Source organism: uncultured Imperialibacter sp., assembly GCF_963974565.1.
Taxonomy (GTDB): domain Bacteria; phylum Bacteroidota; class Bacteroidia; order Cytophagales; family Cyclobacteriaceae; genus Imperialibacter; species Imperialibacter roseus.
Genome location: NZ_CAXBCJ010000007.1, coordinates 157,502 through 181,024 on the forward strand (window position 1 = coordinate 157,502; position 23,523 = coordinate 181,024).

The following is a 23,523-nucleotide window of genomic DNA, read 5'->3' on the forward strand; positions in this document are numbered from 1 at the left end:
CCCCTTTGCGTAAAGAAACGATCATTTATGAAAAGAATTTTTATCCTTTCCATTTTTTGCCTCATTTCTGGCGTTGCCTTTTCCCAGGTAAAAATCGGGCTCAGGTTTTCTCCCTCTTATAATATTAACAGGGCATCCAGCCTGTCCGACACTTTGATTCTGTCGCCACAGCAAGGGAGTTTCAAAATGGTGCTGGGTGTGGTAACAGAGTTTGCCTTTACGGATACCTACAGTTTCACAACAGGGCTCGCTTTTGCACCAAAAAGTGTTGGAATCAATTTTGCCGGAGAAAACGGCGGCTCATATGCCAATACCACCGAAGAATATAAAATACAATATCTCCAGATTCCTGCATTGCTGAAATTGTACACGGATGACTACCTGCCGGGCAGTAGAATTTACTTTCATGTGGGGGCCATGATCGACGTCAAGATATTTGACTCGCCTGAAAACAATGACTACATTTTTGTGGAAAAGTTTCTGCCAGTGGATGCGTCGGCAGTGCTGGGGGTTGGTACAGAAGTGGAACTTGGAATATCCACTATTGTGTTTGGGGGCTTGAGCTACAACCGGGGGCTGACCAACATGGCCTCAAAAACAATCGCTCTTGACGCAAAACCTATTGTCAAGAGCGATTACTTCCAATTGGAGCTCGGCCTAAAGTTTTAGACCAGCTCTATTTCTTCTCCTGTAGAATTAACAAAGTGGAAATCCGTCAGGCCTAGTGATGAGTCCTCAATCAAATGAACCCATTTATAGTACTTCATGAACCACTGCACTCTCTTCGAGTAAATGCCTTTAGTGAAGTACGCAAACAAATAAGGATGAAGACTTATGGTAAGCTTCTTCTCATTTTGCTTGCCAAAAATGTGTTCGATATTCTTTTCTATTTGGTCAGCTACAATCACTGAAGCGGTAATTTTACCCGTCCCGTTGCAGGTAGGGCAAACCTCCCTGGTAGCTATATTCATCTCAGGCCTTACCCGCTGCCGGGTAATTTGCATCAGCCCAAACTTTGATAGGGGAAGCACTGTATACTTTGAGCGATCGGTGCTCATCTCCTGCTTCATCCGTTCATAAACCTTCTTACGATTGTCCTGCTTTTTGAGGTCAATGAAGTCGATTACGATGATACCACCCATGTCCCTCAGCCGGAGCTGTCTGGCTATTTCCGATGCAGCGTCCATGTTTACACGCAAAGCCGTCGACTCCTGGTCTTCTTCGGCGTTTGACTTGTTGCCGCTGTTAACGTCAATTACGTGAAGCGCTTCGGTATGCTCAATGATCAAATAGCCTCCTCCGGCTACACTTACGGAACGGCCAAATGACATCTTGAGCTGTTTTTCTACATGGAAATGCTCAAATATTTTAACCTTACCGGTGTATTGTCTGAGGATTTTTTCTTTGTCGGGAGCTATCTTGTTAACGTAGGCTCGGACATCTGCAAAGGTCTTTTTGTCATCGATGTGGATAGCATCGAACGACTCGTTGAGGACATCTCTCAGAATAGAGTTTGTCCGGCTCATTTCGCCGATGATCTTGTCCTTCGATTGTGCTGTCTTCAGGTTTTTCATCCCTTCCTCCCAAATGGAAACAAGGTTTCTTAAGTCCTTGTCGAGCTCAGCAACATCTTTGCCCTGAGCGACAGTCCTGATGATAACACCAAAGTTTTCGGATTTAATAGACGACACCAAACGAACAAGTCGTTTGCGCTCATCGCTGCTGTCAATTTTCTTAGAAACATTGACAGTATTTGAGAATGGTACAAGAACTAAGTACCGTCCCGCCAGGGACAATTCACAAGAAAGCCGGGGGCCTTTTGTGGAGATTGGTTCTTTTACAACCTGTACAAGTATCTTTTGACCCTTGACGAGCACCTGGCTGATTTTGCCAAGCTTATCAATATCTTTTTCGGGTTTAAAGCCTGCCAGTTTGTGGCTTATATTTTTGTTTGTAAGTACAAGCCGTGTGAACTTATTCAACGACTGCACTTGCGGGCCTAAATCGAGATAGTGCAAAAACGCATCTTTCTCGTAGCCGACATCAATAAAAGCAGCATTTAGGCCCTGTACGATTTTCTTTACAGTGCCTAAATAAATATCTCCAACATTAAATTGATGATCATCACTTTCCTGATGATACTCTACCAATCGCTTGTCTCTTAGTAAGGCAATCCGGGATCCCTGTGGAGTCGAATTTATTATTAATTCATTGCTCACACTGATTCCGTTTTAAAAAGTAAATTACTTCTTCTTGTGCCTGTTCTTTCTGAGTCTTTTCTTTCTCTTGTGAGTAGCGATCTTATGTCTCTTTCTTTTCTTTCCGCAAGGCATATGCGAATGTCTTTATTTGTTAAACAATTTTTTTAATTCAATTCCTGAAGGTAAGAGTCAACAGCGGCGCTTACTGCCGGATCGTTTTCCGTTTCCTTCGCTTTGATAAGCCAGGCTTTAGCTTTCTGCTTGTCACCTAACTCCTTATAACTAACACCAAGATAAAACATGGCCTGGATGTTCTCAGGGTCAATTGTCAAGAGCTTTTCAAGTCTCTCCACCGCCTTATCGTACTGTGCCGACTGCATCGAAAGAATGCCCATGTTGTACAGGGCCTCTTTGTTGTCAGGATCCTTCTCCAGAATTTCTCTCAACATCAGAATTCCCTGCATGGGATTCGGTGAAGAGATGTAGGTCATGGCTATTTTTGACTTAGCACTTAAATTGTCGGGATCAGCTTTTAAAACCTCCCCAAGCAATTCCTGAACCTTAGTTCCGAGCTTTCTGGCCCTGGCATCATCCGCCGCAAAACCGAACGCTTCGTAATAATAATTACCCGCTTTCTCCTTTGCCTCTATCGACGGATCGACCTCCGCAAGGATGTCAGCGTACTTAGCAACACTGTCCAATTGTTGTACCAAAAGGAAGGTGTTTGCCAAAGAGTCTGCAAAGATAGCTGAATTGTTTGGATTTTTTAACTGCTCCTTGAAATATTGTATCTTTTGCTGGTCAGAATCAGACAGTTCTACCTCGTGGGCTCCTGGTATTTCTTCAGCTCCTGCATTTTCTTCCTGCGTGGCTGATGGTACTTCAGCCATATCACCGTCATTGTCTACGACTACCTTGGGAAGACTGAAAAGAACGACGATCAGCCCAACCCCTAATATGGTTAAGACAATTTGCTGTTTTGACATGAAGTTTGTTTGCTGGAAATAGGACTTCCTATTTCAGTTTGTTGCTGCTTTTTACCTTCTCAATAAAAACCTTCGACGGCTTAAAGCTAGGCACATAGTGCTCATCGATGACGATAGCCGTGTTCTTAGAAATATTTCTGGCAATCTTCTTGGCTCTTTTCTTGTTTACAAAACTTCCGAAACCACGAACGTAAATATTACTGCCATCTGCCATCGAACTTTTTACCACAGTGAAAAAAGCTTCTACGCTAGTTTGCACATCTGCTTTATCAATCCCCGTTTTCTCTGCAATTTCGTTTATTACGTCTGCTTTAGTCACCTCTTCTATATTTTAATTATGCTTTGCTACTCGATTTTTTTAATGGGCACAAATTTAAATGAGCGGGGTAGAAATAAAAAAGAAAGAGTTAAATAAAAGCGCTTATTTTGTGCCCTCAACGAAAGTATTTCTCTCATCGTGGCCGAAAGTAATCAGGCATTTTCAAACATTTTAATAAGATGGTACGAAAGGCATAAAAGGGATCTTCCGTGGCGTGAAACGAAAGACCCGTATGCTATCTGGCTTTCGGAGATCATCCTTCAGCAAACACGTGTTGCTCAGGGCCTTCCTTATTTTCAGAAATTTATTGCCAGGTTTCCCGCTGTCGGCTCACTGGCTCAAGCAAGCCAGGAAGAAGTGCTGGCCTTATGGCAGGGGCTAGGCTATTACTCAAGAGCAAGAAACCTCCATGCATGTGCTCAAATGGTGGCTTCGCAATACGACGGCAAGTTCCCGAACACCTACAAAGAGCTTCTGCAACTGAAAGGCGTAGGTGCCTACACTGCCGCCGCCATTGCCTCCTTCGCCTTTAACGAAGCAGTACCCGTAGTCGATGGAAACGTTTATCGGGTGGTTTCCAGAGTGTTTGGGTTACACGACGATATTTCTAATGCTTCCACTAGAAAGGTATTTGAGGGGCGGCTCGTTTCTCTCATTCCATCCGATACGCCGGGCGAATTCAACCAGGCCATCATGGAGTTTGGTGCGCTTCATTGCACACCATCTGCACCCGACTGCAAAAATTGTGTTTTCAGTCACTCGTGTTTCGCATTCAGAAACAACGAGGTGGCCAACTTACCAGTAAAGACAAAAAAAGTGAAGGTGCTCAACCGGTATTTTAACTACTTTGTTTTCCAATTCGGTGAGGAGGTACTTATGGGGTCAAGAAAAGATAAGGATATCTGGCTCGGCCTTCACGACTTCTTCATCCGGGAAAAAGACGAATTGCTGGATGAGGATGCGGCGCTGGGGGAAGTCAAGCGTTTGATTTCGCCGGAAAGTTGGGAACTAATAGATATTTCAGCAACTTATAAACATGTGTTGACTCATCGCATCATTTATGCCCGTTTTTTCAGGGTGAGGATTTTGATGCATGAAGACTTTAGGCTATTGAGCGAGAGGCTGGGGTTGAATACAATCAGTATTAGTGACACAGCTGGTATCTCTAAACCAGTCTTAATCGCTAATTATTTGAATGATACCTTATTTTAAATTATTTTTAATATCCCTATCTATCAAAACATCACAAAAAACAAATCTTTATGTCAGGAGTAAATAAAGTGATTCTGCTTGGAAACCTTGGAAAAGACCCGGAAATACGGCACCTCGAGAACGGACGGGCCGTGACAAACTTCACATTGGCTACCAGCGAAGTTTACAAAAACAAAGAAGGCAACAAGGTAACTAACACCGAGTGGCACAACGTAGTTTTGTGGACGCCTCTTGCAGAAGTAGCTGAAAAGTATCTGAAAAAAGGAAATCAGGTTTATATCGAAGGAAAAATCACAACCCGTTCCTACGACGACAAAGACGGAAACAAGCGATACATTACGGAAGTGGTGGGAAGGGAAATGACCCTTGTTGGAGGAAGGCCAGACGGCGGTGGCGGCCCGTCCGAACAACAAAGTAGTGGATCCGCTCAGCCAGCTCCAGTGGCAGCAGAGCCAACCGATCTGGATGATTTGCCGTTTTAGCACTATATTGCAGCTTTTATCCATCAATGGAAGACCCATACCCCAGTATATACTTGACATTAATTGGAGACTTAGGTATCACTTATGTCTCCTTTTACATTTTTAGCGGCGTTCTATTTGCGCTGCTGCTCTATCTTTCTGCCCTTATTTCAGGGTCGGAAGTAGCTTTCTTTTCCCTAAATCACGGTGATCTTGCCACGTGCCGCACTTCGGCCAATTCTCAGGACAAGCGAATTATAAGCCTGCTCCAGGGGCCGCAGCGCCTTTTGGCCACCATTTTGATCATGAATAACCTGGTCAACATCACCATTGTGACATTGGCGACATATGTCACCTGGGAGATAGTGGGTTCGAAATCAGCCGACGGATACATTGTGGCTGTGCTGACTGTAATCACCACACTGGCTATTGTCTTTTTTGGAGAGGTGGTGCCAAAAGTATATGCCAATCAAAACAACCTGAGCTTTGCCAGGAGCACGTCGGGTTTGCTGAATGTAGCCGATACTATTTTCAGGCCGGTGTCGTGGTTGCTGCTGTCGATCAGCTCAATCGTTGAAAAAAGAGTAGAAAGAAAGGGCTACAACGTGTCGATTGATGAGCTCAATCATGCGCTGGAGCTGACCGCTGAAACTGAAGCCACGGAGGAGGAAAAGGGCATATTGAAGGGGATCGTAAATTTCGGCACACTCACAGTGACCCAGGTAATGCGATCCAGGGTAGACATCACGGCTATCGATTTCGAGACCGACTTCCATGAGCTGATGGATCAGATCAATAAGACAGGCTACTCCAGGATTCCTATATATAAAGAAACCGTCGACAAAATAGAAGGGGTTCTTTACATCAAAGACCTGCTCCCTTTTGTGGACAAAGACGAAAACTTTCTGTGGCAGAACCTGATGCGCCCGGCATTTTTTGTGCCCGAAAGCAAAAGAGTTGATGCGCTATTTAAAGACTTTCAGGAGAAGCGGGTGCATATGGCCATCGTTGTCGACGAATATGGTGGCACCTCCGGGCTTGTGACCCTGGAAGATTTGATCGAAGAAATCGTTGGGGAGATCAACGATGAGTTTGACAACGAAGACGAGATCGCTTACAACAAACTCGACAGCAATACTTACGTGTTTGAAGGCAAGATCTCGCTGAACGACTTTTGCAAAGTAGTGAGTGTTGAAGGCAACATCTTTGACACGGTGAGAGGCGACAGCGAATCTCTTGGAGGGCTGATTCTCGAGATCAATTCTAAGCTTCCCAATGTTGGAGAAAAAATACGCTTTGAGCGGTTCGTTTTCACAGTAGTGTCGGCAGACAACAAGCGGATCAAAAGAGTGCGGGTTTTCATAAACCCCTCGTTCCAGGCGGAAAGTCTCCAAAAGGATAAGTAATTTAAGGGCATGAAGCTTAAATTCTTTCTCTTATTCTTCCCGGTCATTCTTGCTTTGAGTGTTGCCTGCGAAGGCACCTACCTACCCAAGCCCAAGGGATACAACCGGATTGACCTTCCGCCAAGTGAGTATGTTGCTCTGCCAGACTCCTTTCCTTATCAGTTTCAGTATTCTGCTCACGCAAAGCTTCTAAAGGACTCTTCGTGGATGGCCGAAAGGTATTGGATTGATTTGTACTACCCGACAATGGAGGCATTGGTGCAGGTGACCTATAAGCCTGTGAGGCACGACACCGCTTTGCTCGGAGAGTATTTTGAAGACTCCTACAAACTCACTTCCAAGCACAATATCAAAGCGTATTCCATTGAGCAGATGGATTTGGTTATACCAAATGGTGGGTGGGCTGTAGTGTCGGAGTTGACCGGAGAAGTGCCCAGCCAATTTCAGTTTCACGCCACTGATTCTGCCAATCACTTTATTCGGGGAGCACTCTATTTTGAGACTTCCACAAAAAACGACTCTTTAAAGCCCGTTATTGAGTACATTAAGTTCGATATCATCCACATGCTCAACACCCTTGAGTGGAAATAGGCATACAGTAGAGAACCATTACCCATCGCATGTCCGGCTTTTTTGAAACCAGAATAGAGTTCCTGAAAGGCGTTGGCCCTCAAAGAGCGGAGCTGCTAAACAAAGAGCTGTCTATTTTTACCTACGGTGACTTACTCCAGCACTATCCGTTCAGGTACGAAGACCGGACAACCTTTCACAAAATCAGAGACATAAGAGACGAGGAATCCTTTGTGCAGGTGATTGGAAAAATCCGATCAATGGAAACTGTTGGCATCGGCGGAAAAAAAAGGCTCGTGGCCAACTTCTATGACGAAACCGGAGAAATGGAGTTGGTTTGGTTCCAGGGGGCTGCCTGGATTTCTAAGAAGCTCCGGGTAAATACACCCTACCTTGTTTATGGCAAGCCGTCCGCTTTTGGCAGCAAGTTCAACATCGCCCACCCGGAAATTGAACCACTGACGGTTGATAACAGAAAAGGTGGGTATCTGCAACCCATTTACCACACCAGCGAAAAGCTTAAGGCCCGCTTTATCGACAGCAAAGTGATCTCAAAGTTTCAGGAGCAGCTATTGCTGGTTGCTTTGCCGTATATCCACGAAACGCTTCCCGACTTTTTGCTGCAGAAATTTGGCCTGGTGAGCAAAAAAGAGGCCATGGTGAATGCCCACTTTCCGAAGAGTAGTGAATGGTTAGAAAGGGCGAGAAAGCGGTTGAAGTTTGAAGAGCTTTTCTACATTCAACTCAGGTTAGTAAGCCTTAAGGGCTCCCGAAAAGACTTGTACAAAGGCCTGGTGCTGGCAGACACCTCTCTGCTCACCACTTTTTACAATGACCATTTGCCGTTTGAGCTGACTGGCGCCCAAAAAAGGGTGATCAGGGAAATTTACCTCGACATGCGGTCGGGCAAGCAAATGAACCGCCTTTTGCAGGGCGATGTGGGAAGTGGAAAAACCATGGTGGCCTTTATTTGCATGCTGCTGGCCATTGGCAGTGGCAGCCAGGCAACACTTATGGCACCGACTGAAATTCTGGCCGGTCAGCACTACACCGGGCTCAAAGAGTACGCCGACAAAATGGGTCTAAGCATTGCCAAACTTACCGGCTCCACCAAAAAGAAGGAGAGGACAAGGATTCTGGCAGAACTGCTTTCCGGTGATATTCACATACTGGTAGGCACTCATGCGTTACTGGAAGAGCCTGTGCAATTCAAAAGCCTCGGACTGGCCATCACTGATGAGCAACACCGCTTTGGCGTAGCACAACGGGCCCAGCTTTGGCAGAAAAACGAAGAGTTTTATCCTCACGTGCTGGTGATGACGGCCACACCCATTCCCCGCACGCTGGCCATGACGGTATACGGCGACCTGGATACCAGCACGATTGATGAAATGCCCGCCGGCCGGAAGCCCATCAAAACGATTCATAGAACTGACGCCGCCAGGCTGCAAGTGTTTGGGTTCATCAGGGAACAAATTCAGTTGGGGCGGCAAGCTTACATTGTTTATCCGCTCATAGAGGAGTCGGCATCGCTCGACCTCAAAGACCTGATGGATGGCTACGAAAGCATTGCAAGGGCTTTTCCGGACTTCCAGCTCAGCATTGTGCACGGCAAAATGAAACCCGAGGCCAAAGACTTTGAGATGCAGCGGTTTGTGGAGGGCGTTACACATATAATGGTGGCAACAACTGTGATTGAGGTAGGCATCAACGTGCCCAATGCCAGTATGATGGTGATAGAAAATGCGGAGAGATTTGGGCTGGCCCAGCTGCATCAGCTCAGGGGCAGAGTAGGCCGGGGTGCCGACCAGTCGTATTGCATTCTGATGACAAAAGACAAGCTAAGCCAGGAGGCCAGAACCCGTATTCAAACCATGGTGGGCACCAACGACGGGTTTGAAATTGCCAGGGTCGATTTAAAACTGAGAGGCCCCGGCGACTTAATGGGCACCCAACAAAGTGGTGTGATGGATCTTTTGGTGGCTGACCTGGTGCAAGACGGGAAAATACTTCAGGCAGCAAGGGAGGAAGCACAGCAAATCATTGACAATGACCCTAAGCTGGCTCTGGACAAACACCGGGTGATCAAATCACACATTTCTTCGCTCAAAAAATCAGTGACAAACTGGAGCCGGATCAGCTAGCATCATTGAACCAGTCTTTGAAAGCACTTACCTTCTCCCGGCTCACCACAATCTCTTCAGGCCAATCCACCGTCGGCACTATTCTAAGCCTGGTAACGGAGTAGATCAGCACATCTTTGATGGCATCGATATTGATGATATAAGTGCGGTTGGCCCGGAAGAAGGATTTCGGGTTAAGTATCTCCTCCAAGGTCTCCATTTTATAGTCGATCACATATCTCGCCTTGGTATTGGTAACGATAAAGCCATTTCTCCCCTCGGCGTAAAAGAAGGCCACGTCTTCGGTTTTCACGGATCGGATATGTTCGCCAACCTTCACCATAAACCTGTTTTTGAAGTCTTTTTGAAGGTAGCTTTTGAGTACGTTTTCAATGGCATTTGCAGGCTGCACGGCGGCCCCTTTCTTCAGGAGCCTTAACTTCTCAATGCTTTGCTCCACTGCACCTCTGTCGATGGGCTTGAGCAGGTAGTCCACTCCGTTCGAGCGAAAAGCCTCCAAAGCATAATTGTCGTAGGCGGTGATGAAAATGACCGGTACATTGACGGGGTGCTTTTTGAATGCCTCCAGGCTTAACCCGTCTTTCAACTTAATATCCGTTAATATCAGTTCTATCTCGTCTTCTTTGGCTTCGAGCAACTCCAACATAGCCACCACAGTAGTCGCTTCGCCTATCAGTTCAATTTCCGGAGCTATTTCCGCCAATATTTTCTTGAGCTTGTCTGATGCTGGTTTTTCGTCTTCTATAATAATGGCTTTCATGCTGCTTTCTCGAGTTTTAGAAGAGGTAGTTTTACAAATCCCTTATTGTCGGCTTTCACTATCAGCAGGGGCCTCTCGGTGAAGTGCTCAAACGACTGGAGCAATTCCATCATTTTTTCTTTGCCCTCCACCGTTGGCATCAGCCTTTCCCACAGGGAGTATTCAATGGTTAAATAGTCCTCCTCTCGCCTGACAAATATCTTCAAAGGCCGACTTTGGTTGATCATGTTCGAAGCGATGATCCACTCCATTACAATCATCATGCTTCCCGGCAAAAGGTACGCCTCTTCTTCGATAGCTTCGCTCTCCGGCTGCCAATGAATATTTCCATCATACTGCTGGTTATAAAGATACACTATGCTTTCAGCGATCGTCAATTCAGACTTCATTTCCGAAAGATCTTCGTGCCGGCTGTCAAGCACACTTCTATACACATGCGAAAGCTTCTGGATAAACTTGTCGGCGGCTTTGTCCTTTTTATAAAGAATAGAAATCAGGGTTTCGAGCGATTTGTAAAGAAATTCCGGGTTAATGACCCTACTAAAGATTCTCAGCTTCAGGTCTATATTCTTTTTCAATACCCCTTCTTTATCTAATGCCCTATTTGTTTCAAGTGTAAACAAGATGACAGAGGCGAGCACTATAAAGTAGAGAGCATAAATAAAGCCGTAGATGGATAGAAAGGTGGATAATTCGGTGGTGAAGGTACCAAAGCTATAGCCTATCACCCCCACAAAGTAAGCGCTGATGCTGCCGAACACCACAAGCAGGGTCACCAGCAATCCTGCAAGAAATAATAAGCCAAACGAGAGCTTAATAAAGTCACTGCTTTCAATTCGTGGCACAAAGCCATTTGCAATGGCCCGCAGCAATTCAGCAACCAAATAGGTAATTCCTATGCACAACAAAGCTTCCTTTTCGAAAAACACCTCACCAAGTGAGCCCAGGTTATCAAACACCAGCAGCACAAGCATGTAAATAAGCATACCCAATGGGAGAGGGGCAAACAATCGTGATATCAAGTGATTATAAAAAAGTTTACGCTTCATAAATGAGGAAGTAAAGGAACGGAGACGCTAAACAGCTTGTCGTTTACAATCCGAACTGGTAAATCGGTAAAAAAAACATATCGCTTTTGGATATTGGCCAAACCCACCTGTAGCGACTCTGCTTCATCCACGATGCCCCGGTTTTCATTGGTCACACAGATGTAGTTACCCTCCGCTTCCTGAATCACTATCTCCATCGGATCCAGCTCCGAAAAGTCGTTGTGTTTGATAGCGTTTTCGACCAGCAGTTGTACCGTAAGCGGCGGTATGTTAGCCGAAAACTTATTGGCCCCGATTGAAATTGTGTGGGTAAGCGCATTGCCGAATCGTACTTTTTGGAGAAACAGATAGGCCCTTACAAAAGCCAGTTCCTCCTCTACAGTTACCAGCTTTTTATCCTGAGAAGCAATAAGATACTGGTAAGACTGCACCAGCCGTCGAATGAACTGCTCGGCTTGTTCTGAAGAGTCGTCGAGCAGGGAGGAGATGGTGTTGAGACTGTTAAACAGATAGTGGGGACTAAGCTGTGTTTTCAGAAGCTCGTACTGAAGCTCAAGCTGCTCTCTTTCGTGCTTGAGCTGGTTGAGCCGACCTTTAGAGTATTCGCTGAAACTAAAGTACGACAGGTCAAAAACTCCATTGACGATGATCAGGACAAAAAGAAGCAGCGCTAATTTGATCATTTCAGGCTTCAGCGTTTCGAAAGAAACCGGTTCAGGAAAAAGCCCTTTGGACAGCTCAAGGCCCAGCAGGACAATACCAGCCAATATTGCAGCCTGCACAAGTGAACCTGCAAGAAACCGGACGCCCAGCGACTTCCTCCAGGAAATGACTGCATTTAACCTGATGTTGGAGTAGACTATTGAAATGCCAGCCACAGCGCCCATGGCCACTACCAACAAATAGGTAGCAAGGTGGGCTGTAAGGTCGGGAAGCTCTCCGGTTTTACCGTAGTAGAGATAGTTGAATATCCCTACTGCGATAAATGCCATTCCTGATGATTTCAATAACCATTTTCTCATGGCTGGCTATGGTGCTTAATAAAGTTTCTCCATCACCCTGCGGTACTCGCTGCTCGAAGGTATTTTAGAGGCAGATTCCGATACAGCTTTTCTGAATGTGTCATTTCTTGGCATAACTTCAGCTACTTTCACCAGCACGTCTCCTCTCGACGACGAGGAAGCGATATGTTCAGATGCGTCAATTACTTTCATAAGAAAATCGGGATGTACGTTACCGTCTTTCATGAAAGTTAGCAAAACATTTCCTTGTTCCGAAGAGCTTGGTATCCTTGTGACTGTTTCAAAAATAAGATCGCTGAGCTGGGGGTCGTTGCGCATTTTGGCCGACGCAGCTCTTAAAACCTCGCCCTGAGTAGAACTGCTGGCAATGCTCTGCACGGCTTTGATCAATGGCACCAGCTGCGACGGTGTTGGTTCTTTTTCGATAATAGCGAACTTCAAAACTTCGCCCTGTGTGGAGCTACTGGCAATTCGGCTGATGGTAGAAGCGAGTTCACCAAACAGCTCATTTGAAAGTTGGCTGGAGTTATCAATAGCGTATTTAAGCACTTCTCCCTGTTCGGAGCTGGAAGGAATCTGCCTGACAGATGACAGCACTTTGCTAAAAGTATAAGCTTCCAGGTTCTCGTCCCTCATCAGATCTCTCAAAACACTTCCCCTTTCCGAACTCGAAGGAATATCATCGACCACGTCAAAGTATTTATCCTGTATGCGCTGATCCTTATCAAACTGCCTGTTGTACAGTCTTAACACAGACCCCCGTTCTGAGCTCGATGGAATGTGATCCACCGCATCGAGCAATGCAATTTTGGTAGACGTTTCCAGTTTATGCTTTTGTAACGCATGGCGCAATGTATATGCCGACTCTGAACTCGACGGGATATTGTTAACTGCCTCGAAATAAGCGGCGGCACTCTTGCTGTTCGAAAAAAACTTGTAGTCATATTCCCTGAGCAGCTCGCCTCTGGTTGAACTGGAGGGAATATCTCTGCCAATGGCGAGAGCAATTTTAGACAGCCCGGCTTCAGAGAGCCCATTGGTTTCCAACAGGAACGAAAAGTATTCTCCCTTACCGCTTGAGCTGTTGATCTCCTCTATTTCGTCAATCACAGCATCAACGCCGCCCTTCCTGTAGAACCTCCTTACCCTGTCTTCAGCCGCCACGCCGGTGGAGTGAATCACATCGAGGAGAACATCAGCCAGCCATTTTCTTCCTTCCGGCTCGAAGTTGATTTGGGTTCTGTTATCATAAAACTCGTAAGACAGCTGCCCTGCATCGTTGCTGCTGATCGTGAGTTCCTTTTTGTTGCCAAAAGTTGTTTTTCTTATTGTTAGATAGCCACCGGGCGTAATGGCCGTCACTTCGGTATCGGCATCATTTACTTTGACTGAGCCCCTTACTTTTATCTCCAGGCTGGAAGCGTTCCCAACAATTTTGAAGTCATTTCTGTAGGTCTTCGTTTTGAGGGAGTCCTCCCCGGCAGCCTGGACCGCCACAACAGCAAAGCAGAATACTGCCACCGTTGCAAAAATTTTCATCATTAGCGTTTTCATAAGTTTGTCCTTTTTAAGCTTCACTATCCAAACGTTCTGACAGGAAGCAATTCTTGGAAATTCATTTTGAGTTGATGATACAATGAACGGTAAATGACCGACGAAAGTAAACGGCTATGTAGCCAACCGGAGAATGTTTGTAGCCAACCGTTCAATTCGATTATTCATTTTTATATCAAAGTTTTCAGTGCCATTGGATTTTGGGCTATCTTAAATGAAATTTAGGAATTCGAACCACCGACTAAGCACGTCACGAAATGAAAAACACAATTAAGCTTGCCTTATTTTCAGCTGTTGTCATTGGGTACATCACCAGCTGCACTCCTTCAACAAAAGAGACCAATGACGGCCAAAGTGAGTTTGTCGAGAACCCACCTGCTGAAGGCTTCGATGAAAAAAACTCAGATCCTGTTGCCATTAAACTTGCCGATGATGTGATGACCAGCATGGGAGGGCGAAACAACTGGGACGCCACCCGGTTCCTTGCATGGAATTTCTTTGGTGCCCGCAAGCACCTATGGGACAAGCAAACTGGTGATGTGAGAATTGAGGCACCAAGAGACTCCACCATTATTTTAATGAACATCAATACCATGACAGGCCGGGTAATGAAGAAAGGCCAGGAGTTTACCAGCCCCGACTCCCTTTCAAAATATCTTGAGAGAGGCAAGTCCTGGTGGATCAATGACTCCTACTGGCTTTTCATGCCATTTAAGCTAAAAGACAGCGGCGTAACTCTGCAATACGTTGGCGAAGACACAACAATGGATGGCCGCAACGCCCATGTGCTAAGCCTGCTGTTTAAAGGAGTGGGTGTGACGCCCGACAACGGCTACAAAGTATATGTTGATATGGAACAAAGCCTGATAACTCAATGGGCTTACTACAAAGATGCCTATCAGGACGAGCCTAACTTTGTGCTTCCATGGGTCAACTACAAGCCCTATGGTAAAATTCTTCTATCCGGTGACAGAGGTCAGCGACAAATCACTGAGATAAGCGTTTTGGAGACTGTTCCGGAAGGGTCATTCACTGAGTTTAGCCCAATAATCCTGTAGTTTATTGAATCAATGCGTCATTCAAAGCCCGGTTGGTCAACTAAAGCTTTCTGCTGCTGGGGGTTACCTATTGCGGATTGACTTTATTAATGAGCAGGAAGTTTGTTCTCTTCCAACCGATTCTCTGTTAAAAGAGTCTGTTAAGCAGCTTCAAGCCTATTTTAATGGTAAGCTTGAGTTTTTTGATCTGCCGCTGAAGCCTATCGGAACTGATTTTCAGTTGCGGGTTTGGGAGGCATTGGGAAAGATACCTTACGGTACCAGCTGGTCTTATCTTCAGCAAGCTACTTTTTTGGGAGATGCGAAGTGTATCAGAGCAGCAGCAAGTGCCAACGGAAAAAACCCTTTGCCAATCGTTATTCCTTGCCATAGGGTGATTGGAACAGATCAAAAGTTGGTTGGATTTGGCGGCGGGCTGTGGAGAAAAGAGTTGCTTTTAGGTCATGAAAAACACCCTAATTACCAGTACAAACAGGGTATGATTAAGTTTTAACCGTTAGCAGCATTATATTTTTGATTACATTTGAACCAATATTTGACCAGCTATACTTGTTTTCGAGTATTTTTGATGAAAATCTACCTGCTTCCTACGATTCGTTTTCGAATGAATTAATTTGGCATTATTAGTGCAGAGAGGGATAAGTAAAGGATCACGGTATGTTTAAAAAGACCTTAGTTTCGCTGGTACTATTCACGATAGGCGTTTTCATGGCGCTTTTCCGTGCCGACTTGTCGCTTGAAGACCTATCGATAAAGTATGCAGGAAGAACGTCCCGATTCGTGAAAATTGATGGCCAGCCTATTCACTATAAATCGGAAGGAAAAGGATTTCCAATCATTCTTCTTCATGGCACTGCCTCATCGCTGCAAACCTGGGACAAGTGGTCGCAGGAGCTTTCGCAGTATTATCAGGTGGTGCGCATCGATCTCCCTGGTTTTGGACTAACAGGCCCATTCCCGGACAATGACTATTCCATGAAACACTACAGTGAGTTTCTGGAGAAATTCATTAGCACTGTGGGGTTGGGTCGTTGCTATATTGCTGGTAACTCTCTCGGCGGGGAAATTGCGTGGAATTTTACCATCGATTATCCCGAAAGAGTTGAAAAGCTGATTCTGATCGATGCAGCCGGCTATCCAAATGATGCCCCCCCACCATTTATTTTCAGGCTCGCCAAGGCACCAGGCTTCAATACATTTCTGAGGTTTTCAACGCCAAGGTTTATGGTGAGAAACAATCTCGAAGAGGTGTACTATGACGACTCGAAAATTGATGAAGACCTTGTGGAAAGGTACCAATCCCTTTGCCGCAGAGAAGGCAATCGCCGGGCTTTCATATACCGAATGAATACTGCACATATAGACAGAAGCGATGAGCTTTCGAAAATAAAACAGAAAACCTTGATTCAATGGGGAAAGCACGACAAATGGATTCCGTACAACGTAGCTGACTCCTTTGCTACAAGTATTTCTCACTCAGTTGTAAAGATTTATGAGAATGCCGGTCACGTTCCTATGGAAGAAATTCCTGAGGAAACTGTAGCCGACGCCATTCAGTTTCTTCAGGAAGATTCTCCGTTCCATTTCCCTTTCATCTTTGCTAATTCTCAGGAAGTGAGAAGAGGTAATAATCGATAGGAAAACGACCCATTCAAGAGTTATTTTCTGTAATCAAGGGCTGGCGGCCTGTTGCCCAACAAAGGGTCGTAAACAAAGTCAGTGCCTCTTTTAGTGTTAAACTCTGCCTTGGCCTGCTCAAGTACTTTAGGGGATTTGAACAGATCGTAGCCTGTTATGGCCATCGCCTTTGCAGCCACCATCATTCCCTTAACACCGATTGACGTGCCGCCACTGGCAACTGCCTGCCAACTATGAGCCGCAGTGCCCGGCACCCAGGTAGCTGCGGCAAGGCCTACGGTGGGCACGTTCCAGCTAACATCGCCTACATCGGTAGAAGCGCTTCCAGCCCTCATCTCATAGGGCATGATTTTTTGTGTGTAATCCAGCGGCATGGCACTCTTGCCAAGCGTAGTAGATAGTTTTTCAGCAAAAGCTTTTTCCTCGGCAGAGTAGGTGTAGCCTCCTACTTTTTCCAGGTTAGTCTGCATGATTTTGGCCAGCGTTTCGTTGGGCAACAGGCTGTAAACACCTCCGGTTACTTCTATTTCGACCCTTGTATCTGTGCCGAGGGCAGCCCCTTTAGCGGCGTTTTCCAGGCGGTTCCACATGTCCTTTACTTCGTCGTTGTCTTTATGGCGAACATAATAGTAGGCCTCCGCAAAGTCAGGAACAACGTTCGGCGCTGTGCCACCATTGGTAATCACGTAATGTATCCTTGCATCCTCTTTAATATGCTCTCTCATCATGTTCACCATCATGTCCATAGCTTCCACGGCGTCCAACGCTGACCGTCCTCTTTCGGGAGCCGCCGCCGCATGAGAGGCAATTCCATAAAATCTGAACTTGCCAGTTTTGTTGGCCAATGATGTACCAGGGCTGGCGCTGTTCACACTTGCGGGGTGCCAGTTAATGACGGCATCCACATCGTTGAATAAGCCTTCTCTCACCATGTACACCTTTCCTGAGCCGCCCTCCTCGGCTGGCGTACCATAAAATCTGATGGTGCCGGAGTTCTTGGAGGAAGCCAGCCAATCTTTAAGAGAAATAGCGGCAGCGGCAGATGCCACCCCAAACAAATGATGCCCGCATGCATGGCCAGCTATTCCCCCCTCTATCGGAGACTTCTCCGGTACAGCCGCCTGGCTAAGTCCTGGCAGGGCATCAAATTCGCCAAGTATGGCTATCACGGGCTTGCCATTTCCGAAACTAGCCGTGAAAGCAGTTGGAATGCCGGCAACGCCGCTTTCGACCTTAAAGCCTGCATCTGCCAACACTTTTTGCAAAGCCTCTGAGCTCTTGTATTCCTGATAGCCAACTTCAGCGTACGACCAGATGTCGAGAGCAGTTTTGCTATATAAATCCTCTTTCTGATCAATGTTGCGCATGATATTATCCTTGTCTTTTTGGGCAAAGCCTGTTACGGCTAACGACAAAAGAAAAACGACTGGTAGAATCCTCTTCATAGTGATAGGTTTAATTGATTGGATAAAATAAGCAGGAAAAGCCGCACCAAAAAATAGCACTTTCGTCTAAGGTCGAAAAAGTAAATACAAGGCGCCAATGCAACCCCGGGCATATTTTGGCGTCTTTAATTTATTTCCATCAAAGACTCATCATGTTTAAGAACTACCTCAAACTCACCGTCCGAAACCTGCGTCGCAACAAGCTTTACGTTTTCATCAACGTGCTGGGGCTCGGAATCTCCATGGCCTGCTGCATCATCGCCTACCTGAATACCCGGTTTGCCTATGATTTTGACAAACAGCATGTTAACAGGGAAAACATCTACAAAGTGCAAATCAACAAAGACGTGCAAGGGCAGCCTGTTCCCTATGGCATCACACCTGTTGCATTGGGGCCAAGAATAACTCAGGACGTCCCCCAGGTAGATGAAGTAGTGAGGGTTACTGGCGATTCTTATATATTAAAGGTCGACCGAAAGGTTTTCAACAGGTACATAACATTTGCAGACCCCAACTTCTTTGACGTTTTCTCTTTCAAAATGAAGGAGGGTTCTTTCGACAGTTTTCATAATAAGTCGCAGCTCCTCCTTTCTGAAGAAATGGCCACAGCCTATTTTGGTGACGAAAGCGCCACTGGTAAGATTATTACCCTGGTGACATCCGATGAAAAAACCAGGGAGTTTATTGTGGGTGGAGTACTCGAAAGCATGCCTGAGAACTCAACCTTTCGGTTTGACGCTATCACTGTTTTTGAAAACTTCCTGGATCTCAACAAAATAGCCAATAATAGCTGGACTAGTTTTGTCGGCGGCACGTTTCTTTTCTCAAAAAATGGCTTTGCTCCTGACGAAGTAGCTTCCTTTCTTACCAAATATGTGCCGGAACAAAATCAGGCCAGGCCCGATTGGCTGATAGGGTCGTTTTATTTGGAGCACATGCCAGACATGCCTTTCTCCGGCCGGGATATCTATTCGTACTGGTTTCCTCAAGCCATGCACCCGGCGGCCATTATTGCTCCCATTGTGATGTCGGCACTCATACTTCTCATCGCATGCTTCAATTTTACTAACACCTCCATTGCCACCTCCAGCAAGCGACTTAAGGAGATCGGTATCAGAAAAGTAATTGGCGGCAACAGGCAGCAGCTTATTATGCAATTTATGGCCGAAAACCTTGTTCTGTGCTTATTGGCCATTGTAGTTGCTCTGGGCCTTGCTTCGTTTCTTGTGCCTGCCTACAGTGCTATGTGGGAAGGCATGACGCTGACACTCGACCTCTCTCAAAACACCGAGATTTACCTGTTTCTGGTTGGCCTTATGATATTGACAGCGATTATCGCTGGAGCCTACCCATCGATTTATGTGAGCCGCTACGAACCGGTGAAGATCTTGAGAGGCAACCTGAAAGTAGGTACCACAAGTTCTCTTTCACGAGGGCTGTTGATGATGCAATTTGCCTTCACTATTATGGCCCTGGTGGCAAGTATGGCCTTTTATCAAAATGCCATTTTTCAGGAGAATGCCGACATGGGGTTTGAAAAGGAAAGCGTAATAGGCGCCAGGGTGAGTTCGCTGCAGGAATACACCACGCTAAGATCGGCGATGGAAAAGAACCCCGACATCGTTAGCCTGGCGGCCTCTGCCAGTCATATTGGTTTTTGGAACTACGGCAGAACTATCAAATCGGGTGATGTGGAACGGGAAGTGATGATGATGGACTTTGGCCCCGAGTACTTCGAAACCATGGATTTGGAAATGGCTGAAGGGAGGCCTTTTGGAAAAGACCTTGCCGAAAGCGACAGACTTGGTTCCATCATTGTTAACGAAAAGTTTGTGGAGGCGTTTGGTTGGAAGGAAGCTGTCGGCCAAAGAGTATCCATCAGCGATACGCTCCACTTAACTGTGGTTGGCGTGATCAAAAATTTTTATTCCGACAACTTCTTTTCCCCTATTGAGCCCTATGCCTTCAGGCTTTCCAGAGAAGATAATGTCAACTTTCTCATCGCTCGGGTAGCAGGAGACAAAATTGTAGAGAGTTACAAGGCCATGGAACAAAACTGGCTGGACCTGTTTCCAGACAAGCCCTTCAACGGCTTTTACCAGGAGGATACTCTCAAAGAAGCCCATGAAGTCAATGCAAATATTGTCATCATCTTCGTTTTTCTTGGCGTCGTCAGCGTGTTGCTGTCGGTGATTGGCCTATTTACCCTCATATCACTTAATGTGATCAAGCGGGTGAAAGAAATTGGCATAAGAAAGGTGATGGGAGCCGAAATTCCGCAGATTCTTTGGCTCATAAGCAAAAGCTTTCTTTTAATGGTGGTGGTAGCCAGCGCCTTGGGTGCAGTAGGCGGCTACTATCTCACCGACATGTTGATCGAATCCATTTTTAAGTTCTATAAACCAATTGGGCCGGTCAGCTTTCTTGTGCCGTTTCTTATCATTATGGCTGTTGCAGGATCTACCTCCTTTTTGAGAGTTTTTGCTGCGGCAAGGAAAAATCCGGTTGACAGTTTGAGGTACGAATAGACCGGCTCCCTATGGAGGCAGTTGTCCTTAAAACGACCCTGGTTGATGAAACCTTACATTCCAACACGAGCTGGGTGCTTTGGTCAGATGATTTATGGCAAAAATCTTTAAATCGGAGGTTTATCATGCTTTAACCAGCCTTATGCAACCTTCTGAAAAAGAGGTGGATAAATTATTTTGTCTCAGCTACGCCTCTTATAAGTTGAAGCAAACGATTGCAATGAATTGTTTTGAATATTTCTTACATTATTTATAATTATTCTGTTTGTATTAGTAATTTTGCACTGAAACAAAACGATGTGTTGTTTCGTTATGGTAACTGTAATATTAAGAGTGAGGTGTTTATGAATTTTGGCGCAACGCTAAACAACAATGGTTGGCAACTGTCAACAGGAAATAAGAAGACGAAGGGAGTTATTAAAATGTTTGGTTCCAGAAAAAATGTTTCGGCCCTTGTGGCTATTCTTTTAGGAGTACTAATCGTGTCTTTAGCCATCAATGTTAAGGAGACTCCACAATCTCAGGCAAAGGTTTACTCTCAAATGAAGTAAACCGAACGGTTACCGACCTATTATTTGTCGGGAAGTAGCATAAGGAGCTTGCCACTAGTGGTGAGCTCTTTTTTGTTGATGGTCATCTTCCTGAACTTCCCCTCTACATACATTTGGGCCTGGTCATCGTAATGTCTGCTGTGAAAAACGCCGCTCTGGCCAGTGGGCAAAATGCTCTCCGAGTTTTCTATGTCTGAAAAATCGACAACTCGCCGTGTGCTTGGCCCAAACGACACCCTGTACTTGTTTTCGCTTGTGACAGGATAGCCCCAGTTGTTGATCACCTCCTCGCCTGAAGAAACATGGAAATCGCCTACGTTTAAAACCTTTCCCAGCAGCGGCACCACCCCCAGGGCATGGTTATGTGTTAGCGTATGGATATTCTCCCATTTCCATTTGTCGATGTTCTTCCCCAGGTCGTCTTCCAGCGAGGCCACTGCACTTATGAGCGCTCCGTAAATCACATCCTGCCGGGGTTCAACAGTTTTCTTGTCGGCATTGTACCACCAGGAAGAACTATCGTTGGCAATGAGAAGTGGAAAGGTTCGCTTCCTGAGGTCAGTAGTTGACATGAAGAGGTCAAACTTGTCCTGGCCCAACTCATCTTTCATTGCATTTTCCAAAATGGTGTACAGCCACCTGGTGTAGATAATCGGCGCAGCACTTTGCCCACCAAACTTGCCATCCCAGGCTCGCAGCAGCTCGAGTGCTTTTTGATCATTTCCTAATAAAGATGCGTTCGCCATTGCCGTTAGCAGCACGCCAATATTTTGAGTCACAGCTGGCGAAGTCTCATCCATCAGCATTTTTTTTACATCCTCGCTATCCCAATCGTTTTTGCTGTCGATCAGTTGCCTTATCCTTCTGGCCCTGTCCTCCGGCAAATAGTAGCCCGGGTAATAGTAACCATTTACACTGTCAGGCTGGTTGTTGGCAGAAAATACATAGCCCATTGGTGGGTTCACAGAATGGGGATTCTCGGCAAAATCGAAGTAGCCAAGCGGGTCATCTTCCCCTGTGGATCCGTTAAGAATGGTGAAGGAATTGACGTGCTCTGGCCGTTTTATCAAACGTGCAGTTGCCCACCAGGCCACATTTCCTTTGGCATCTCCGTACATCACATTGAGGCCTGGGGCATGTATAAGCTTGAGAGCGTCGGTAACATCGCCCGGCGACTGCGCATTGTTTAGCTTGCGAGTGGCATCCAGCACCTGATTGGGGAGTTTGTTGTATGTCCACCACATGGCTACCGGATCAGGCCCAACTATCTCGCCCAACACTCCATTGACAACGGGGCCGTGGAGGGAGGTTTTCACTTGAAAAACTATGTCTTCCTCGTCTTTAACTTTGATTATTTCGTCCCGATAGTCAAACCTTTTCCATTCCCCTTTGTAAAGGTACTGATTGCTATCGGCTTCGTTTTCCGTTTCTCTGAAAAAGTCAACATCATCATTTTCGAGCATGGTCAGGCCAACAGCCACCTGACGATTGTGTCCCAAAATTGCGAAGGGGTAGCCAGCCAGGTGGTAACCGTAAAGTTGAAAGTCGGGCGTTTCCAGATACGCCTCGTACCACACAGAAGGCTGAGAGAATCCAATATGAGGGTCATTGGCAAAAAGCACCTTGCCAGACTTTGTCTTTGACGGCCCCAATACCCAACCGTTGCTGCCTATGAAAGGAGACACTGGCAATTGGTTAAGCATTTCCAGCAGCATAGCGGAAGACTTTTCATTCAAGCCAATGGGATCTCCAAAATAGCTCGGGATCATTTGTCTGGTGGTGTCTGCTTTTAGCCCCAGGTCTTTCAGGTAGCTGGCACCGAGTTCGGCATTAATAAAGCTCACCAGTGGGTCGGTTTTATGCGCCGCTGCAAAACTAAACGACATATAACCTACGGCGTTATAAATATCCTCCAGGGTAAAAGGCGTTTTTTCAATACCAAGCAGCTCATACTCCAAGGGTGTTGGGCCCTTTTCCAAAAATTCATTGATCCCTCTGAGATAAGCCTCTGCTTCTTTCAGCGTGGGGTTAGTGGTTTGGGTTCGCAGCTTCTGCGCCGCTTCCTGCGAGGAAAGATGTATTCCCAACGTGCGAAAAAACTTATCGGTCGGCAAAAGATCTTTCCCAAGTATTTCCGACAACTTCCCTGGCGCAATCCTCCTCACCAGCTCCATTTGAAACAGCCTCTCCTGGGCATGAAGGTAGCCCATGGCCAAGTAGAGATCACCTTTGTTTTCCGCATAGATGTGCGGAATGCCATAGCTGTCAAACCACACCTCCGCTTTGTTTTCAAGCGGGCTTAGGGTCAAGTCGCCCTTGTATTTTGGCTTAATGTGCTGCAGATAAAAATATAAGGAGATGACTAGTAAAATAATCAAGACCAGGATGCCCTTCAGTAGCCTCTTGATGGTTTTCATGTGTATATAATTTGTTTCTCAGCGGCCACATGGAATAGCTTTTACCAATGAGAATGAATATTTAGCTTTTTGATCCACTTATTCATTTCCGTTGGGTATGGTATTCCTTATGGCTATTTCATGTGGGTGGTTTTTTGAAATTTAAGGGTTTTTGAATTTATTCCATCAGACAGCTCACTATTTGCTGAAAAGACAGGTCTAT

19 protein-coding genes are annotated in these 23,523 nt (G+C 45.9%); 10 read left to right on the forward strand and 9 right to left on the reverse strand.

Annotated features, from left to right (window positions below; translation table 11 throughout):
• The first annotated feature begins 27 nt into the window (after positions 1-27).
• Positions 28-669: an outer membrane beta-barrel protein gene (locus AAC052_RS11875; protein ID WP_339813484.1), complete on the forward strand. Its 642-nt coding sequence runs from the start codon at positions 28-30 to the stop codon at positions 667-669.
• Here AAC052_RS11875 and AAC052_RS11880 read toward each other — a convergent pair.
• From AAC052_RS11880 to AAC052_RS11890, 3 genes are all read right to left on the reverse strand, one after another.
• Positions 666-2,219 (reverse strand): Rne/Rng family ribonuclease, encoded by a 1,554-nt coding sequence (locus tag AAC052_RS11880; protein WP_317489085.1) that lies wholly within the window; start codon positions 2,217-2,219, stop codon positions 666-668. The two genes, AAC052_RS11875 and AAC052_RS11880, sit on opposite strands and share 4 nt — an antisense overlap.
• Before the next feature lie 146 nt (positions 2,220-2,365).
• Positions 2,366-3,187, reverse strand: a complete 822-nt coding sequence (locus AAC052_RS11885) for a tetratricopeptide repeat protein (protein ID WP_317489086.1) — start codon at positions 3,185-3,187, stop codon at positions 2,366-2,368.
• Positions 3,188-3,215: 28 nt separating this feature from the next.
• The gene (locus tag AAC052_RS11890) at positions 3,216-3,506 is read right to left on the reverse strand and encodes an HU family DNA-binding protein (RefSeq protein WP_317489087.1); all 291 of its coding nucleotides are present in this window, start codon (positions 3,504-3,506) and stop codon (positions 3,216-3,218) included.
• 138 nt (positions 3,507-3,644) lie between these two features.
• On the opposite strand from AAC052_RS11890, the gene mutY reads away from it, so the two are divergent.
• From mutY to recG, 5 genes are read left to right on the forward strand one after another with little or no spacing between them, the layout of a single operon-like run.
• Entirely contained in the window at positions 3,645-4,718 is a 1,074-nt protein-coding gene (gene mutY, locus AAC052_RS11895) for an A/G-specific adenine glycosylase (protein ID WP_339813487.1), read from the forward strand.
• 50 nt (positions 4,719-4,768) lie between these two features.
• Entirely contained in the window at positions 4,769-5,200 is a 432-nt protein-coding gene (locus tag AAC052_RS11900) for a single-stranded DNA-binding protein (protein WP_339813488.1), read from the forward strand.
• Between the two features lie 26 nt (positions 5,201-5,226).
• On the forward strand, positions 5,227-6,585 hold the full coding sequence (gldE, locus tag AAC052_RS11905) for a gliding motility-associated protein GldE (RefSeq protein ID WP_317489089.1): 1,359 nt from the start codon (positions 5,227-5,229) through the stop codon (positions 6,583-6,585).
• Between the two features lie 9 nt (positions 6,586-6,594).
• Positions 6,595-7,176 (forward strand): gliding motility lipoprotein GldD, encoded by a 582-nt coding sequence (gene gldD / locus AAC052_RS11910; protein WP_339813491.1) that lies wholly within the window; start codon positions 6,595-6,597, stop codon positions 7,174-7,176.
• Positions 7,177-7,205: 29 nt separating this feature from the next.
• Positions 7,206-9,299 (forward strand): ATP-dependent DNA helicase RecG, encoded by a 2,094-nt coding sequence (gene recG / locus AAC052_RS11915; protein ID WP_339813493.1) that lies wholly within the window; start codon positions 7,206-7,208, stop codon positions 9,297-9,299.
• On the opposite strand, the gene AAC052_RS11920 is transcribed toward recG, so the two are convergent.
• Genes AAC052_RS11920 through AAC052_RS11935 form a run of 4 tightly spaced genes read right to left on the reverse strand, consistent with a single transcriptional unit; the run spans position 9,292 to position 13,684 of the window.
• The gene (locus AAC052_RS11920) at positions 9,292-10,059 is read right to left on the reverse strand and encodes a LytTR family DNA-binding domain-containing protein (protein ID WP_317489092.1); all 768 of its coding nucleotides are present in this window, start codon (positions 10,057-10,059) and stop codon (positions 9,292-9,294) included. The two genes, recG and AAC052_RS11920, sit on opposite strands and share 8 nt — an antisense overlap.
• Positions 10,056-11,108 (reverse strand): histidine kinase, encoded by a 1,053-nt coding sequence (locus tag AAC052_RS11925; RefSeq protein ID WP_339813496.1) that lies wholly within the window; start codon positions 11,106-11,108, stop codon positions 10,056-10,058. Before AAC052_RS11925 ends, AAC052_RS11920 begins: the two co-directional genes overlap by 4 nt.
• Complete coding sequence (locus AAC052_RS11930; protein WP_339813498.1) at positions 11,105-12,100, reverse strand: histidine kinase; 996 nt, start codon at positions 12,098-12,100, stop codon at positions 11,105-11,107. The genes AAC052_RS11925 and AAC052_RS11930 overlap by 4 nt, the downstream gene beginning before the upstream one ends.
• 45 nt (positions 12,101-12,145) lie before the next feature.
• Positions 12,146-13,684: a hypothetical protein gene (locus AAC052_RS11935; protein ID WP_339813500.1), complete on the reverse strand. Its 1,539-nt coding sequence runs from the start codon at positions 13,682-13,684 to the stop codon at positions 12,146-12,148.
• A gap of 257 nt (positions 13,685-13,941) precedes the next feature.
• On the opposite strand from AAC052_RS11935, the gene AAC052_RS11940 reads away from it, so the two are divergent.
• From AAC052_RS11940 to AAC052_RS11950, 3 genes are all read left to right on the forward strand, one after another.
• The gene (locus tag AAC052_RS11940) at positions 13,942-14,742 is read left to right on the forward strand and encodes a hypothetical protein (RefSeq protein ID WP_339813503.1); all 801 of its coding nucleotides are present in this window, start codon (positions 13,942-13,944) and stop codon (positions 14,740-14,742) included.
• A 4-nt stretch (positions 14,743-14,746) separates the two neighbouring features.
• Entirely contained in the window at positions 14,747-15,235 is a 489-nt protein-coding gene (locus tag AAC052_RS11945) for a methylated-DNA--[protein]-cysteine S-methyltransferase (RefSeq protein WP_339813506.1), read from the forward strand.
• 164 nt (positions 15,236-15,399) lie between these two features.
• Positions 15,400-16,380 (forward strand): alpha/beta hydrolase, encoded by a 981-nt coding sequence (locus tag AAC052_RS11950; protein ID WP_317489098.1) that lies wholly within the window; start codon positions 15,400-15,402, stop codon positions 16,378-16,380.
• Positions 16,381-16,400: 20 nt separating this feature from the next.
• Here the strand turns inward: AAC052_RS11950 and AAC052_RS11955 are convergent, their stop codons facing one another.
• Complete coding sequence (locus AAC052_RS11955; protein ID WP_339813508.1) at positions 16,401-17,825, reverse strand: amidohydrolase; 1,425 nt, start codon at positions 17,823-17,825, stop codon at positions 16,401-16,403.
• 152 nt (positions 17,826-17,977) lie between these two features.
• Here AAC052_RS11955 and AAC052_RS11960 point away from each other — a divergent pair, with 152 nt between their 5' ends.
• Positions 17,978-20,353 carry an ABC transporter permease gene (locus AAC052_RS11960; RefSeq protein WP_339813511.1) on the forward strand — a complete coding sequence of 792 codons (2,376 nt, stop codon included), beginning with the start codon at positions 17,978-17,980 and terminating at the stop codon, positions 20,351-20,353.
• Positions 20,354-20,924: 571 nt separating this feature from the next.
• Here AAC052_RS11960 and AAC052_RS11965 read toward each other — a convergent pair.
• Positions 20,925-23,321, reverse strand: coding sequence for a penicillin acylase family protein (locus tag AAC052_RS11965; RefSeq protein WP_339813513.1), 2,397 nt, complete (start codon positions 23,319-23,321; stop codon positions 20,925-20,927).
• Positions 23,322-23,523 lie beyond the last annotated feature (202 nt).

Bases quoted from the DNA above. Each gene is read 5' to 3' on its own strand.
- AAC052_RS11875 (WP_339813484.1), top strand. From the start codon at position 28: ATGAAAAGAATTTTTATCCTTTCCATTTTTTGCCTCATTTCTGGCGTT.
- AAC052_RS11885 (WP_317489086.1), bottom strand. From the start codon at position 3,187: ATGTCAAAACAGCAAATTGTCTTAACCATATTAGGGGTTGGGCTGATC.
- AAC052_RS11900 (WP_339813488.1), top strand. From the start codon at position 4,769: ATGTCAGGAGTAAATAAAGTGATTCTGCTTGGAAACCTTGGAAAAGAC.
- gldE (WP_317489089.1), top strand. From the start codon at position 5,227: ATGGAAGACCCATACCCCAGTATATACTTGACATTAATTGGAGACTTA.
- gldD (WP_339813491.1), top strand. From the start codon at position 6,595: ATGAAGCTTAAATTCTTTCTCTTATTCTTCCCGGTCATTCTTGCTTTG.
- recG (WP_339813493.1), top strand. From the start codon at position 7,206: ATGTCCGGCTTTTTTGAAACCAGAATAGAGTTCCTGAAAGGCGTTGGC.
- AAC052_RS11920 (WP_317489092.1), bottom strand. From the start codon at position 10,059: ATGAAAGCCATTATTATAGAAGACGAAAAACCAGCATCAGACAAGCTC.
- AAC052_RS11925 (WP_339813496.1), bottom strand. From the start codon at position 11,108: ATGAAGCGTAAACTTTTTTATAATCACTTGATATCACGATTGTTTGCC.
- AAC052_RS11930 (WP_339813498.1), bottom strand. From the start codon at position 12,100: ATGGCATTTATCGCAGTAGGGATATTCAACTATCTCTACTACGGTAAA.
- AAC052_RS11935 (WP_339813500.1), bottom strand. From the start codon at position 13,684: ATGAAAACGCTAATGATGAAAATTTTTGCAACGGTGGCAGTATTCTGC.
- AAC052_RS11940 (WP_339813503.1), top strand. From the start codon at position 13,942: ATGAAAAACACAATTAAGCTTGCCTTATTTTCAGCTGTTGTCATTGGG.
- AAC052_RS11950 (WP_317489098.1), top strand. From the start codon at position 15,400: ATGTTTAAAAAGACCTTAGTTTCGCTGGTACTATTCACGATAGGCGTT.
- AAC052_RS11955 (WP_339813508.1), bottom strand. From the start codon at position 17,825: ATGAAGAGGATTCTACCAGTCGTTTTTCTTTTGTCGTTAGCCGTAACA.
- AAC052_RS11960 (WP_339813511.1), top strand. From the start codon at position 17,978: ATGTTTAAGAACTACCTCAAACTCACCGTCCGAAACCTGCGTCGCAAC.
- AAC052_RS11965 (WP_339813513.1), bottom strand. From the start codon at position 23,321: ATGAAAACCATCAAGAGGCTACTGAAGGGCATCCTGGTCTTGATTATT.